This window comes from Chitinophaga niastensis, from assembly GCF_003014755.1.
GTDB classification, from domain to species: Bacteria; Bacteroidota; Bacteroidia; order Chitinophagales; family Chitinophagaceae; genus Chitinophaga; species Chitinophaga niastensis.
In genome coordinates, this window is record NZ_PYAW01000002.1 from 1,140,853 (window position 1) to 1,155,064 (window position 14,212).

The window sequence follows — 14,212 nt, forward strand, 5'->3', positions numbered from 1 at the left end:
CGCTGTTATGAACTGTAAAGCAAAGAAATAATATTAAAAACTAACACCAACCAGGATCGCAGATTTAGAAAAAAGTATGTCAACAAGCCCGCAAACTCAGGCGTAGATTGATTTTGCACCTCTTTTAACAAGGGCTTTAATATATCGATTTTAATTCTATCTTTGCAACTCTTAAAAATTTTTTTTATAAACCCGAAACAAACAGTATGCAACTTAAAGGACTGGTAAGATTTTTTGCCATCGCACTGATCCTTATCTCTTTGTACCAATTGTCCTTCACGTTTTTGGTGCGGAACTATGAGAAGAAGATAGAGCAGCAGGCCGAGAACGATGTGGCCAAACAATACCCTACACCTGAAAAGAAATATCCAGGCAGCCAGGAACTGCAGGGCTTCTACTCAGATACGCTGAAAGGGTTTATTAAACAAAGGAGACAGGAGATCGTGGACAGTACCAGCAGCAAGCAAATTGCAGGTTTCCCATGGTATATCACCTACACTAAGGCCAAAGAGAAAGAACTGAATCTCGGTCTGGACCTGGTGGGTGGTATGAACGTAGTACTGGAAGTAAACGTGGAAGATGTAATCCGCGCTTTATCCGGTCAATCCAAGGATCCTGCTTTTAACAAAGCGCTGGAGAGGGCAAATGAGCTGAGAAAGACAAGCCAGGCCGATTTTGTTACTTTATTCGGACAAGCGTACACCGAAATAGCTCCCCAGGGTAAACTGGCTTCTATTTTCGCGAATGCTTATCAAAAAGACATCACTTTCAATTCCTCCAATCAGCAGGTGCTGGACATGATTCGTAAAGCATCACGTGTTGCCATCAAAAACACCTTTACGGTACTGAGAAAACGTATTGATAAGTTTGGTGTGGCACAACCCAACATCAGCCTGGACGAAAATAAAGGCCTCATTTCTGTGGAACTCGCCGGCGTTGATAACGCTGCCCGTGTACACAAATATCTGCAGGCAACTGCTAAGCTGGAATTCAGAGAGGTATATAAGAACAGTCCGGAATTTTTCCAGAATGTGCTGACCCCGATGAATGAAGCTATCAGAAACTCACTGGGCGGCGCATCTGCTACACCAGCTGTAGATACTGCTAAAGCTAAAATAGCCGCTGCTACACCAACAGATACCAGCAAAACCGGTAGCCTGAGCGATTACCTGGCAAAAGACAGTGGTAAAGGCGCTAAAGCTGATACCGGTAAAAACGCTACCAAAGAACTGCAGATTAAAGAACAGCAGAAACAAAATCCGCTGTTCATGGTATTATTCCCGAACATTGATCCACAATCAGGTACCATCTACCCTGGATCTTCTATCGGTAGAATTTTACCTAAAGATACTGCTACCTTCAGCCGTTACCTGAATTTACCAGCTGTACAAAGCATTTTGCCTAAAGACGCGGTATTTGCATTCGGTCCTGAAAATAAAACAGACAAACACGGCCCAATGGCTGTATACGTCCTGAAAGTGAATCCAACTAATCCTGAACCACGTGTAAGTGGCGATAGGATCATTGATGCACGTCAGGATATGGACCAGAACAACCAACCGGAAATCAGCATGACCATGGACAACGTTGGTGCCCATGAGTGGAAAAAACTGACCGGCGAACTGGCTCCTACCAATCCAAAAGATCCTGCTACCCTGAACTACGTTGCCGTAGTACTGGATAACATCGTTTATTCCGCACCTTCTATCATGGGAGAAATTGCCGGCGGCCGTTCTTCTATCAGTGGTAGCTTTACCATTGAAGAAGCCAATGACCTCGCAAATACCTTGATGTCCGGTAAAATGCCTGCCCGTGCACAAATTGTACAGGAACAGATCGTTGGACCTACCCTCGGTGCTGAATCTATCGCTGCAGGTGCTAAATCATTCATGATCTCCTTCGGAATCATATTCGTACTCATGCTGGTGTATTATAACTCCGCCGGCTGGGTAGCTAACGTTGCACTGGTGCTTAACCTGCTGTTTACATTCGGTATCCTGGCTTCTATGGGCGCTACGTTAACAATGGCTGGTATTGCCGGTATGGTACTGACAATCGGTATGGCCGTGGATACCAACGTAATCATCTTCGAAAGAATCAAGGATGAACTCACGCATGGTAAATCCTACCCGGATGCGGTGGCAGATGGTTACAAACGTTCCTATGCACCGGTATTGGATGGTCACGTTACCTCCTTGCTCACGGCTTTCATCTTATTCTACTTCGGTTTAGGTCCTGTACTGGGCTTTGCTACCACGCAGATCATAGGTTTGTTCCTGTCGCTGTTCTGTGGTATCCTGGTTTCCCGTATGGTTACTGACTTCTGGCTGAAAAGGAAAAAACACTTTGAATACTTTACCCCAATTTCCCGTAAAGTATTTAAACATGCCGCTTTTGATTTCGTAGGTAAACGTAAATACGCTTATATCATCTCTGCTTTCGTAATGGTAGCAGGTGTGTCTTCCTACTTCCATGGCTTTGATCACGGTATTGATTTCTCCGGTGGCCGTAGCTTCACTGTTCGTTTTGAACACCCGATGAACAGAGAGAATGTAGCTACTGAGCTGAAGAAAGAATTCAACTCTGAAGTATTTGTAAAAACAATTGGTTCTACCAACCAATTGAACATTACTACTTCTTACAAAGTTGAACAGCAGAACCTGGCCGTTGATAAAGAAGTAGCTGACAAACTGTATAACGGTTTGAAGAAATTCTACGATGCGTCTGTAACACCTGAAGTGTTTGCATCCCGCTTTGTGATCGGTTCTCAAACAGTATCACCAACTATCTCTGATGATTTACGCGCAGGTGCTGTAAAAGCAACCGTGTTCTCTCTGATAGTGATCTTCCTGTACATCCTGTTGCGTTTCAGCAAATGGCAGTACTCTATCGGTACTATCTTCTCCCTGTTGCATGACGTGTTGGTAACACTGGCCGTATTCTCCTGGTGCAGAAGCTGGGTACCTTTCACACTGGAAATTGATCAGCACTTTATTGCTGCGATCCTCACCGTGATAGGGTTCTCCATGAACGATACCGTGATTGTATTTGACCGTATCCGTGAATACTTCAGAACAGGTAAACATGGCCGCGACAGAAATACTGTTATCAATAAAGCGATTAACGATACCCTGAGCCGTACTATCATGACGTCACTCACGGTATTCCTGACAATCCTGATATTGTTTATATTCGGTGGTGAAGTAACCCGCGGTTTCGCATTTGCGATGCTGGTGGGTGTGATCACCGGTACATACTCTTCTATCTTCGTTGCTGCCCCGGTATTGGTTGACTTTGACAAAAAGAACCAACTGTCCAATGAAGGCGATGCGGTAGCAGTAACTGCTCCAAAAGCAGCTCCCGCTACTAAATAAAGTGAGATAACTGAAAGAATGTTTGATAAATCAGAACCTCCCGGCTTAGCCGGGAGGTTTTTTTATTATAACATGCCACAAGGACAATCGAACGATAGTTTATTTGCTTTAGTGCGGCTGCAACGCAACCGAAAGTTATTTCTTTGCCAATGAAAATAATATGTAAAAACATCATCATGAAAAGAAGCCATGTTCTGCTGTTGTCGTCTGCTATCTTCCTGCTGTGGTTTGCCTGTAAACCAGTTGCCCCGGTTGTATCTGATACCTATACCATCAATGGTAAAATGGACGGATTAAAAGATCCGGTCATTTATTTATCTTATAGTAAAGGAGATTCCAGTATCATTGACACCGCTGTGGTAAAAGACGGAAGTTTTACTTTTACAGGACGCGTAAAAGAGCCTGTAAAGGCGCAGATCTTCCTGAAAGATTATGCGGGTTATTTATCGCTGTACCTGGAAGATACTATCATTGGTATTGCCGGTAAAGCAGACTCGATGAAAGACGCATATATTACCGGCGGACAGGTGCAGCGGGATGCGGCAGCATTGAATGAGCAAAAGAAGCGTATTAACGCGAAGGGAAATGCATTGTACGAGGTTTATAAACTGGCAAAAAATAAAAATGATCAGCCAGGGATGGATAGCCTCACTGCTATATTTGATATGTTGGCAGAACAGGAAGCTACTATTAATAAGGCATTCATCACTGCCAACCCGCACAGCTTTATAAGCCTCAGTAGCCTGCATACTATGACTTATAGCGGCACTTATAATGAAATACACGATCTGTTTATCAAGCTGGATACAACACTGCAAAATTCAGGTGCCGGTAAAAAGCTGGCGGCGAAACTGGTGATCATGGAAAAAGTAGCTATTGGTAAACCAGCTATTGAGTTTACACAAAATGATGTGAATGGTAAACCGGTTAAATTAAGCGATTTTAAGGGAAAATATGTATTGCTTGATTTCTGGGCGAGCTGGTGCGGTCCTTGTCGCGGTGAAAATCCCAGTGTGGTAAAAGCGTATAACAAATTCAAAAATAAAAACTTTACTATACTAAGCGTGTCGCTGGACGAAAGTGAAAGTGCGTGGAAAGCAGCTATCAAAGAGGATGGACTTACCTGGGCACAGGTATCAAGCCTCAAAGGATGGAAAAACGAAGTATCAAAGGAGTATGGAGTAGAAGGTATTCCCACCAATTTCCTGTTAAGCCCTGAAGGAACGATATTGGCTAAAAACCTGCGTGGATTGGCGCTGGAGAAGAAACTCGCTGCAATAGTAAAATAGGTTCAGTACCTCTTTTCTATTATCCCGCAGTTGTCTTGTCATTAAAATACTATCTGATCTAAGCAAAATAACATTTGTTTTGCATATGTTATTTTGCTATTTTAGATATAGTAGTTAATGTAGTATGTTTATTATAATGAGATAAAAATGCTTGATTAACCAATTTTGATTAATTCTACGTCTGAGAGTGAACAGGAAAATCCCATTTTTGAAAGTAAAATTCAATAGTCAATTACGCGTTTCCCAATTAGTATTCCTGGTGTAACAATGCCTTAATTACTGCATAATGCTGTGCTGCATGCAGATTTGATAAATCTGTCGATATCGTGGACTACCCGCTGTTATAAGCTCTGACGATCACCGGTGAGAACTCATCGTCATGCCTTTGTATTTATTAGTTAACCAATATAAATATTACAGGAATGAAAAAATTCAATCTCAGTCAGATCATCCTTATTGCTGTTTTTTTTGCCCTTGCTGTTTCCTGTTCAAAGGAAGTCAGGCAGAACGCGTTACAAAAGCTTTCCACGAAAACATCATCCGTTGTAAACAAAGTTTTGCAGGGCAGCTTCGACAGTTTGATTGCTTATAAAAAGCGCCCGCATCAGTTAATGGCAGGATATTATCGTACCTGGGGAGATCATGTAACAGATAGTAATTATAAAACAAGGATGACAGACCTTCCGGATAGTGTGGATCTTGTAAGTGTTTTTACAGATTATACACCGGTTGGTAATCCATACTGGGATACACTGAAGTATACCTATGTACCTTATCTGCATGCAAGAGGAACAAAAGTGTTTTTTACAGGGGGATACTATGCTAATGCTTCAACAGATGCGGCCGGTTTGAATACCTGGGTACAGGGGATCATGAGTAAAATCAATGAGTATAATTATGATGGTTATGATATAGATATAGAAAGTACTGCCAGTGGAAAAACACTGAAGGACCAAATAGCTACTTTTAAAGCGTTATCGCAATACCTGGGGCCAAAGTCGGGAACAGGAAAGCTGCTTATTTATGATACGAATCAGAATGGCAATGCTTTGATGGCCGGTATTAAAAGTTATGTCAATTATGTTTTTCAGCAGGCATATTGGAGAACTGCCAGCAGTTTAACCGGTACATTTAATACATATGCACCTTACATTAGCCCAAATCAATATTTAGTAGGTGTAAGTTATGAAGACGGTACTGGTTATCAGGCGGGTCAGATGCCTGCTTATGCAAGCTGGCAGCCAACTCAGGGGACTAAGGGGGGCGTTTTTGCTTATGGTATTGATATGGAAGGTCCTAATAGTGGCCGAAATTATGTAACTACCAGGGCTGCCATACAAACAATGAATCCTGCTCACTAGTTGAGCCCTGATAATTAAAAACGAGGCTGACCTTTTGGGTCAGCCTCGTTTTTATCAAAATATTTTATACACCAAACGAACTGCCGCAGCCACAGGTAGAGGTGGCATCGGGGTTTCTGAATACAAAGCCCCGTGCGTTTAATCCATCCTGGTAATCAATCTCCATTCCCATCAGGTACATGCCATGTGCTTTTTTCATAATCACCGGTACTCCGGACACATCAAAAACTTCATCATCTTCCATGAGTGCATCAAAGCCAAGCATATAGGACATTCCCGAACAGCCTCCGCCTTTAACACCTACACGCAGGTAGGGCGCTTCTGTAGCACCCTGCAGCAGCCTTTTCAGTTCTTCCACAGCACCGGCTGTCAGTTGTATGGGTGAATTAATAACGGTATCCATAATCCATCTTTTTATCAAAGTTAGGCAAAACAGTATTTAGTTGAAGGAGTCGCTATACCGGAGGTAACCTTACTGCTCATTTGCCATTTTCAGCAATTGCTGGTGCAATTCCAGTACCTGGGGAATCACCAGTTGCTGTTCATCGTTATGTATAACGTAATCGCATAAACGCATTTTGATCCTTTCATCAATTTGCTTGTGAATGCGTGCCAGCACTTCATTACGCGTTATATTGTCCCGTTTCATTACGCGGTGTACACGCAGTGGTTGCGGGGCATATACGCCAATTATTTTATCGAGGTAATGGAAAGATTCAGTTTCAAAGAGAAGGGCTGCTTCTTTGAGCACGTAGGGTGTTTGCTGCTGTAGTGCCCAGTTTTCAGAATCACGGATGGTGGCAGGATGCACCAGGGAGTTGAGTATATCCAGTTTTGTTTTGTCGTTGAATACAATATTGCCAAGGTGTTTGCGGTTCAGGGCTCCATTGGCATCATATACTTCTTCCCCGAAATGTTTTTTAACCTCCTCCGCTAATGCATGGTCTCTTATCAGGATGTCCTTGGCCCTGTCGTCCGCGTAATATACGGGTACGCCTAATAACTCAAATATTTTGCTGACGGTGCTTTTGCCGGAGCCAATGCCCCCTGTGATTCCAACTTTTAACATAAGTGCCCCCAAGTTATTAAAAAAAATTACGAATTACGAATTGCGAATTACGGAGTAAAAGGTAGATAAAAGCGGATATTATCTTCGCTAAGATCTATATACTACTCCGTAATTCGCAATTCGTAATTCGTAATTTTTATAATTGGCCTATTGCCTGTTGGGCTTATTGCCTATTTAGTTTCTGCCGCTTTTTGTTGCGCTACTGTATATTCCATGCTGATAGCAGAACGTTCAATTGTAAAGTTGGTACCAGGACTAACTTCCATCAGAACAGTGTTATTATCGTTCATTTTTTTCACCTTACCGTGGATACCGGCAATGGTAACGATTTTATCACCTTCTTTCAGGTTATCAATAAATTGTTTCTGCAGTTTTGCTTTTTTAGTCTGCGGGCGGATCATAAAGAGCCACATTACGACAATCATACCACCAAAAAACAGGAACGAAATGTAGGAGTTACCACCACCTTGTGCTCCTGCCTGAGGCGTCATTAATAAAATGTTCAGGATGTTCATCTATAATTGATTTAATAGTTTATGCTATTTGGTAATAATATTACACTGAATTTTCGGCCCCATTACATAACCATCGCCATTGTTGGTTTTGATGGAAATTTCCTTTTCTGTATAGCCTGATTTTCCATGACTGTCAAAAATCACTTTCATAAATCCGGATTGTCCGGGTTTAATCGGCTCTTTAGGCCATTCCGGTACCGTACAACCACAACTGGAAATTGCATCCTCTATCAGCAATGGGCTGGTACCCGTATTGGTGAATTTAAAGGAATACTCCACTTTTTCACCCTGGGCAATCTCTCCAAAGTTATGCACCTTTTCTTCAAAGGACAACACGGAGGATTTTCCATCCGCATTTTTATTACCGGTAACCTGTGTTCCGGCTTCAGATGCTTTGTTTTTACCGTTATTGTTGCAGGCGGCTAAGAACAGGCATCCACAGGTAAGTAAACAGAACAGTTTCTTCATGGTGTTGCTTATTTTCAGTAAAAATAACTTTTCCCACTTACTTTTTTGGACGGTCCTGTTTTTGAACCAACTGTTCTTTTTCCAGGTCTTTCAGTATATTATCAAGGATACCATTGATGAACTGACCGCTTTGTGGCGTGCTGTAAGCTTTTGCCAGGTCTATATATTCATTGATGGTTACTTTAGTAGGAATGGTAGGGAAATAGAGGAACTCACATACACCCATTTCCATCAGTAGCATATCCACGGCTGCAATACGTTCGGAATCCCAGTTTTGTAATTTGGGTTTGATCAGCTCCAGGCAGTAGCCTTTCTTATCAATTACTGTCAGCAGCAATTCTTTCGCGTAATCGAGCTTTTCTTTACTGATCAGCTGTAGAAAATTGAAGAGATGTGGCTTGTTGAAATAGTTGTTGATGAGAATGGTCATCATTTCTTCATCATCGCCCCAGTGAAGGAAGGTATCTTCCATATGCTGAACGAATAGCTCACTTTTCGACAGTACTTCTTTATAGATGAATTCGAGTATTTCCTTTTCGCCGGCTTTGGTACGGTCCCCGTTTGCTATATAAGCTTTATAGGTATCCGTTGCCACCGTTTGGTTATAAAGCTTTCTGAGCAGATCATCGTCTGTTTGCAGCTTCATTTTCCATTGCGCCAGGTTTACCTGGAAGCCTTTGTCACTGATTATCTGGTAAATAAATTCATTGCCTGCAATTTTGGTATTCACCTGCAGATCCTCGGCAGAGGGTAAGTGTTTGGAGGCACGGGCCTGCGCATCAATTTCTGCGTATTGGGCCACCTGTACCACTGAATTAAGTAAGTAGGTAAAGATCTGACAGGTTTGGTCCAGCTTTTCATTTAAAAGTCTGGTGGCCGTGCCCGGCTTAATACTGCTTTCCTCCATCGTTTCCAGGGCGTAAAGTGTTTGCATTACTTTTACCCGGATGTTTCTTCTACTGATCATCGTATAAAAAAGAACTGGTATGAGGGCGCAAAACTAGAGAAAAATTTTCATATTTGGGGATATTTCACGCAAAGGCGCAAAGCAGCAGAGGTGCAAAGAAATGCTTTTATCAGATATTATATAAATATTCTTGCGCCTTTGCTGCTTTGTGCCTTTGCGTGAAAAACCGTCCTTGCGTGACATTCCTGTCATTTTTTCCTGAGGACTGTCATGATTTGTCAGTATCAAATTGCCTCATTACATTTGTAATCTGCAAATTTGACCCGAAAACCGCCTTGGCACAATTCTCGTGGACTGAAGGAGCGATCATAAAATCAACTACTTTTTTAAATAAAAACTACTATGGCTAAAAAATTAAGTATTAAACCTTTAGCTGACAGGGTAATCGTGAAACCTGCAGCGGCGGAAGAAAAAACAGCTGGTGGTATCATTATCCCGGATACTGCAAAAGAAAAACCTGTGAGAGGCACCGTAGTGGCTGCTGGTCCTGGTAAAAAAGATGAGCCGATCACAGTAAAAGTAGGCGATACTGTACTGTACGGTAAATACTCTGGTCAGGAACTCCCTATCGAAGGTGAAGATTACTTAATCATGCGTGAATCCGATATCCTGGCGATCGTTTAATGATATCCTCCCGGATATGTCTAACTTCTAAAAGAAAAATCTACAAGTATTATGGCAAAACAAATATTCTTCAATATAGACGCCCGCAACAAAATGAAGAAAGGCGTCGACACCCTGGCTGATGCCGTTAAAGTAACACTGGGACCTAAAGGTCGTAACGTAGTAATCGAAAAGAAATTCGGTGCTCCTGGCGTAACTAAAGATGGTGTTACCGTTGCTAAAGAAATTGAACTGGAAGACGCTATTGAAAACATGGGCGCTCAGATGGTGAAAGAAGTAGCTTCCAAAACTGCTGATTTAGCAGGTGATGGTACTACTACTGCTACCGTTCTGGCCCAGTCTATCATTGGCGAAGGTCTGAAAAACGTAGCTGCCGGCGCTAACCCGATGGATCTGAAACGTGGTATCGACAAAGCTGTTAAAGCAATTGTTGAAGACTTGAAAAAACAGTCCGAAAAAGTTGGTAACGACAACAAAAAAATCGAACAGGTAGCTTCCATCTCCGCTAACAACGATAGCGAAATTGGTAAACTGATTGCCCAGGCAATGCAGAAAGTAACCAAAGACGGCGTTATCACTGTAGAAGAAGCTAAGGGTACTGAAACTACTGTAGAAGTAGTAGAAGGTATGCAGTTTGACCGTGGGTACCTGTCTCCTTACTTTATCACCAACAGCGAAAAAATGCAGGCTGAACTGGCGAGTCCTTACATCCTGATCTACGACAAGAAGATCAGCACCATGAAGGATATCCTCCACATCCTGGAAAAAGTAGCTCAACAGGGCGCTCCGCTGGTTATCATCTCCGAAGATCTGGAAGGTGAAGCACTGGCTACACTCGTGGTAAACAAACTGCGTGGTACGTTGAAAGTTGCTGCTGTTAAAGCTCCTGGCTTTGGCGACAGAAGAAAAGATATGCTGCAGGACATTGCTACCCTTACCGGTGGTATCGTTATCAGCGAAGAACAAGGCTATAAACTGGAAAATGCTGACCTGACTTACCTCGGAAAAGCAGAATCTATCACTATCGATAAAGACAATACTACTATTGTAGGTGGTAAAGGTCAGAAAAAAGATATCCAGGCTCGTATCGGCCAGATCAAATCGCAGATCGAAGGAACTACTTCTGATTACGACCGCGAAAAATTACAGGAACGTCTCGCTAAATTAAGCGGTGGTGTGGCTGTATTGTACGTTGGTGCTGCAACGGAATTAGAAATGAAAGAGAAGAAAGATCGCGTAGACGATGCTTTACACGCTACCCGCGCTGCTGTTGAAGAAGGTATCGTTCCTGGTGGTGGTGTTGCTTACATCCGCGCTATCGAATCCCTGGAAAAACTGAAAGGTGAAAACGAAGACGAACAAACCGGTATCGCTATCGTTAAACGTGCTGTGGAAGAACCATTACGTCAGATCACTGCTAACGCAGGTATTGAAGGTTCTATCGTAGTACAGAAAGTGAAAGAAGGTAAAGGCGACTTCGGTTTCAATGCCCGCACTGAAAAGTATGAAAAATTACTGGCTGCAGGTGTTATCGATCCTACTAAAGTAACCCGTATTGCACTGGAAAATGCTGCATCCATCGCTGGAATGCTGCTGACTACCGAATGTGTAATCGCTGATAAACCAGAACCTAAGGGATCTGCTCCTGCTATGGGCGGCGGCGGCCACGGTATGGGTATGGATTATTAATCTATATTATTACAAAAAAAACTCCTGCGGGCTTCGGTCTGTCAGGAGTTTTTTTATGCAGAAAATCTGTCAACCTGTAACATTATGAACAGAATCGTCGTTAAAAGAACGAGATGTAAATAGATGCGGATGAATACAATTTTTAAACTGATGATGGCCTGCCTGCTCATATCGCTCGCAGCCTGCCTGAAAAAAGAATCCTCCATGAATATGGTGCCACTGGCAGATGCCAGGGTAGATACCGAAATACAGGCATATCTGCGCGCTCATAATTTAGAAGCAGAGCGGGATGCATCCGGTCTCTATTATAATATTATTACCCAGGGAGATAGTGTTCATTTTGTAAAAGCTACCTCCATTCCTACCGTTATCTATACCAATCAACTGATTTCAGGAGCAATAGTAGGCAATTCCTTTGGTGCTACTGATTTCGATCATCGCCCGCTTAAAGATCATATTCCCGGCTGGCAAATAGGCCTGCAAAAAATTTCACAGGGAGGAAAGATCAAATTATACATTCCGCCCGCTCTGGCATTCGGTTCCGTTGGTATTCCCGGCGTAATCCCCCCAAATGCTATTCTTATTTCTGAAATAGAATTAGTAAATATTAAGTAGGATGTATTAACTTTTGCCATTCGTATTTTTACTTTTTATTTTATAAACAAACTGCAACTGTTACCGTATGAAGAAAGTATTTTTGTTGGGAGGATTATTTTTGGTTGTGCTCGCAGCCTGCTCAAAGAAAGACAACACAACACCTTATGATGCTGTGGCACAATTTAACATAGACTCTGCTAAAATTGATACCTACCTGAAAGCCAATAATATCACAGGTGTAAAGCATGACTCTACCTATGGGATTTTTTACCAGATTGTGAAGAGAGGTGATACAAAAGATACCGCTAAGGCTACCAGCAACGTTAAAGTTGGCTACATAGGTACCTTGCTGGATAAATCTAAATTTGACTCAAATGACTCAACGACCTTCGATTTAAACCGTGTAATTCAGGGCTGGCAGATAGGTATACCCAAGATTGGTAAAGGTGGAGAAATAAACCTCTATTTGCCTTCTTATTATGGTTATGGCCCTACTTCACCAGGTAGCGGTATCCCGGCTAATGCTGTATTGATTTTCAATGTTAAACTGATCGATTTCACTAATAAATAGTGCTGTTCAGCATAAATGGAAAAGCGGTCCCGGTGTAGCCTGGACCGCTTTTTTATGCCTTTTGTTTTATTCGCACGCTTTCCGTTAATTTTACAGATAAATAAAGAAAAACAGTGGCACACGAATGTATTTCCGTATTCGATATTTTTAAGATAGGCGTTGGCCCTTCGAGTTCTCATACCTTAGGCCCATGGCGGGCTGCACAGCGTTTTTTGCAACAAATAGACGATAACGGCAGGCTGGCAGATATCACCAAATTACAGGTGTTGCTATATGGCTCACTCGCTAAAACAGGCCATGGACACGGTACTGATATTGCAGTACAGTTGGGTCTTTGCGGCGACGATCCCGTTACTTTTGACGTAAACCAGATTAATCCTAAAATGGATACTATCCGCCGTAGCCGTAAAATGCTGGTAGCGGGTAAGTATGAAATAGATTTTGACCCCGTTGAAGATATTGATTTTCTCTTTGAAGAATCTTTGCCTTTTCACCCCAATGCACTCACTTTCCTGGTCACTTTTACAGATGGAGAACAACGCGCAGCTACTTATTATTCCATTGGTGGCGGCTTTGTTATACAGGAAGGGGATGCCAATGGTGGTGGCAAACAGGTAGACCTGCCATTTCCTATCGATACCGCCCGTCAGCTGCTGCAATGGTGTATTAAAACAGGTTACAGCATTTCGGAACTGGTCATGGAAAATGAACAAGCCTGGCGTTCTGAAGAGGAAACCCGTCAGGGCATCCTCAATATATGGCGGGTAATGCAGGAATGTACTTTCCGCGGATGCCACACTACCGGTGAGTTACCTGGTGGTCTGAAAGTAGCACGCCGTGCTGCTGCACTCAATAAAAAATTATTGAAAGGCCGTACCTATTCAGATTATAATTCCTGGATTGAAGCCATCAGGGCGGGAGGCGAGCATTTTAGCTATACACTCGACTGGGTAAGCTGCTTTGCATTAGCCGTGAATGAAGAAAACGCGTCTTTTGGCCGCGTGGTAACAGCACCCACCAATGGCGCAGCAGGCGTAATACCCGCTGTATTGCAGTATTTTATCATTTTCTGCGATGGTTTCCGCGAAGATAAGATCGAACAGTTCCTGCTCACTGCTTCTGAAATAGGTAGCATCTTTAAAAAACGCTCCACCATCTCCGCAGCCATGGGCGGCTGCCAGGCGGAAATAGGGGTGTCGTCGGCCATGGCGGCGGCGGCGCTGACGGAATGCCTCGGCGGTTCCCAACGCCAGGTGTTAATGGCTGCAGAAATAGCCATGGAACATCACCTTGGCCTTACCTGCGATCCTATTGGCGGACTGGTGCAGATTCCATGCATTGAAAGAAATACGATGGGGGCTATCAAAGCGATCACCGCTTCCCAGCTGGCCCTGCAAAGTAACCCTGAACTGGCAAAAGTATCACTGGATGCTGTTGTGAAAACAATGTGGGAAACCGCGCAGGATATGAACTCAAAATATAAGGAAACCTCTGATGGTGGCCTCGCAGTAAATATTCCTATCAGCTTGCCTGAATGTTAAGTAATGACGAATCTCGAATTGTGAATTACGGGACTATTAGCGAAGATTTAAGCAGATATTAATTACTGAAATATAACGAAAGAAACATATTTTCGTTTATACGGTATTTACATTCGTTTCGACCCGTAATTCATAATTCGTAATTCG

The 14,212-nt window shown here is 42.8% G+C and carries 13 protein-coding genes; 8 read left to right on the forward strand and 5 right to left on the reverse strand.

From position 1 onward, the window contains the following. The first annotated feature begins 206 nt into the window (after nt 1–206). The 3 genes from secDF (at nt 207) to CLV51_RS13225 (ending at nt 6,024) form a co-directional block, all read left to right on the forward strand. On the forward strand, nt 207–3,374 hold the full coding sequence (gene secDF, locus CLV51_RS13215) for a protein translocase subunit SecDF (protein ID WP_106528497.1): 3,168 nt from the start codon (nt 207–209) through the stop codon (nt 3,372–3,374). Nucleotides 3,375–3,550: 176 nt separating this feature from the next. Continuing rightward, nucleotides 3,551–4,663 carry a TlpA disulfide reductase family protein gene (locus CLV51_RS13220; protein ID WP_158267005.1) on the forward strand — a complete coding sequence of 371 codons (1,113 nt, stop codon included), beginning with the start codon at nt 3,551–3,553 and terminating at the stop codon, nt 4,661–4,663. Between the two features lie 422 nt (nt 4,664–5,085). Further along, nucleotides 5,086–6,024 carry a glycoside hydrolase family 18 gene (locus CLV51_RS13225; RefSeq protein WP_106528499.1) on the forward strand — a complete coding sequence of 313 codons (939 nt, stop codon included), beginning with the start codon at nt 5,086–5,088 and terminating at the stop codon, nt 6,022–6,024. 64 nt (nt 6,025–6,088) lie between these two features. Here CLV51_RS13225 and CLV51_RS13230 read toward each other — a convergent pair whose 3' ends face one another. The 5 genes from CLV51_RS13230 to nusB form a co-directional block, all read right to left on the reverse strand. Continuing rightward, on the reverse strand, nt 6,089–6,427 hold the full coding sequence (locus CLV51_RS13230) for a HesB/IscA family protein (protein WP_106528500.1): 339 nt from the start codon (nt 6,425–6,427) through the stop codon (nt 6,089–6,091). Nucleotides 6,428–6,496: 69 nt separating this feature from the next. Further along, nucleotides 6,497–7,093 (reverse strand): dephospho-CoA kinase, encoded by a 597-nt coding sequence (gene coaE, locus CLV51_RS13235; RefSeq protein ID WP_106528501.1) that lies wholly within the window; start codon nt 7,091–7,093, stop codon nt 6,497–6,499. A gap of 170 nt (nt 7,094–7,263) precedes the next feature. Then, on the reverse strand, nt 7,264–7,608 hold the full coding sequence (gene yajC / locus CLV51_RS13240) for a preprotein translocase subunit YajC (protein WP_245898708.1): 345 nt from the start codon (nt 7,606–7,608) through the stop codon (nt 7,264–7,266). A 24-nt stretch (nt 7,609–7,632) separates the two neighbouring features. Further along, the gene (locus CLV51_RS13245) at nt 7,633–8,076 is read right to left on the reverse strand and encodes a DUF1573 domain-containing protein (RefSeq protein WP_106528502.1); all 444 of its coding nucleotides are present in this window, start codon (nt 8,074–8,076) and stop codon (nt 7,633–7,635) included. A 37-nt stretch (nt 8,077–8,113) separates the two neighbouring features. Beyond that, nucleotides 8,114–9,043: a transcription antitermination factor NusB gene (nusB, locus tag CLV51_RS13250; protein WP_106528503.1), complete on the reverse strand. Its 930-nt coding sequence runs from the start codon at nt 9,041–9,043 to the stop codon at nt 8,114–8,116. A 342-nt stretch (nt 9,044–9,385) separates the two neighbouring features. Between nusB and CLV51_RS13255 the strand changes: the two genes are divergently transcribed. The 5 genes from CLV51_RS13255 (at nt 9,386) to CLV51_RS13275 (ending at nt 14,065) form a co-directional block, all read left to right on the forward strand. Then, complete coding sequence (locus CLV51_RS13255; protein ID WP_106528504.1) at nt 9,386–9,667, forward strand: co-chaperone GroES; 282 nt, start codon at nt 9,386–9,388, stop codon at nt 9,665–9,667. A 51-nt stretch (nt 9,668–9,718) separates the two neighbouring features. Beyond that, nucleotides 9,719–11,356, forward strand: a complete 1,638-nt coding sequence (gene groL, locus CLV51_RS13260; RefSeq protein WP_106528505.1) for a chaperonin GroEL — start codon at nt 9,719–9,721, stop codon at nt 11,354–11,356. 129 nt (nt 11,357–11,485) lie between these two features. After that, on the forward strand, nt 11,486–11,971 hold the full coding sequence (locus CLV51_RS13265) for an FKBP-type peptidyl-prolyl cis-trans isomerase (protein WP_158267006.1): 486 nt from the start codon (nt 11,486–11,488) through the stop codon (nt 11,969–11,971). A gap of 67 nt (nt 11,972–12,038) precedes the next feature. Next, nucleotides 12,039–12,524, forward strand: coding sequence for an FKBP-type peptidyl-prolyl cis-trans isomerase (locus tag CLV51_RS13270; protein WP_106528507.1), 486 nt, complete (start codon nt 12,039–12,041; stop codon nt 12,522–12,524). Nucleotides 12,525–12,637: 113 nt separating this feature from the next. Then, entirely contained in the window at nt 12,638–14,065 is a 1,428-nt protein-coding gene (locus CLV51_RS13275) for an L-serine ammonia-lyase (RefSeq protein WP_106528508.1), read from the forward strand. Nucleotides 14,066–14,212: the final 147 nt, after the last annotated feature.

What these genes read in the sequence shown, in the direction of transcription:
- CLV51_RS13265 (WP_158267006.1), top strand. Translation starts at nt 11,486, where the DNA reads ATGAATACAATTTTTAAACTGATGATGGCCTGCCTGCTCATATCGCTC.
- CLV51_RS13270 (WP_106528507.1), top strand. Translation starts at nt 12,039, where the DNA reads ATGAAGAAAGTATTTTTGTTGGGAGGATTATTTTTGGTTGTGCTCGCA.
- CLV51_RS13230 (WP_106528500.1), bottom strand. Translation starts at nt 6,427, where the DNA reads ATGGATACCGTTATTAATTCACCCATACAACTGACAGCCGGTGCTGTG.
- CLV51_RS13255 (WP_106528504.1), top strand. Translation starts at nt 9,386, where the DNA reads ATGGCTAAAAAATTAAGTATTAAACCTTTAGCTGACAGGGTAATCGTG.
- groL (WP_106528505.1), top strand. Translation starts at nt 9,719, where the DNA reads ATGGCAAAACAAATATTCTTCAATATAGACGCCCGCAACAAAATGAAG.
- CLV51_RS13220 (WP_158267005.1), top strand. Translation starts at nt 3,551, where the DNA reads ATGAAAAGAAGCCATGTTCTGCTGTTGTCGTCTGCTATCTTCCTGCTG.
- secDF (WP_106528497.1), top strand. Translation starts at nt 207, where the DNA reads ATGCAACTTAAAGGACTGGTAAGATTTTTTGCCATCGCACTGATCCTT.
- yajC (WP_245898708.1), bottom strand. Translation starts at nt 7,608, where the DNA reads ATGAACATCCTGAACATTTTATTAATGACGCCTCAGGCAGGAGCACAA.
- CLV51_RS13245 (WP_106528502.1), bottom strand. Translation starts at nt 8,076, where the DNA reads ATGAAGAAACTGTTCTGTTTACTTACCTGTGGATGCCTGTTCTTAGCC.
- CLV51_RS13225 (WP_106528499.1), top strand. Translation starts at nt 5,086, where the DNA reads ATGAAAAAATTCAATCTCAGTCAGATCATCCTTATTGCTGTTTTTTTT.
- nusB (WP_106528503.1), bottom strand. Translation starts at nt 9,043, where the DNA reads ATGATCAGTAGAAGAAACATCCGGGTAAAAGTAATGCAAACACTTTAC.
- coaE (WP_106528501.1), bottom strand. Translation starts at nt 7,093, where the DNA reads ATGTTAAAAGTTGGAATCACAGGGGGCATTGGCTCCGGCAAAAGCACC.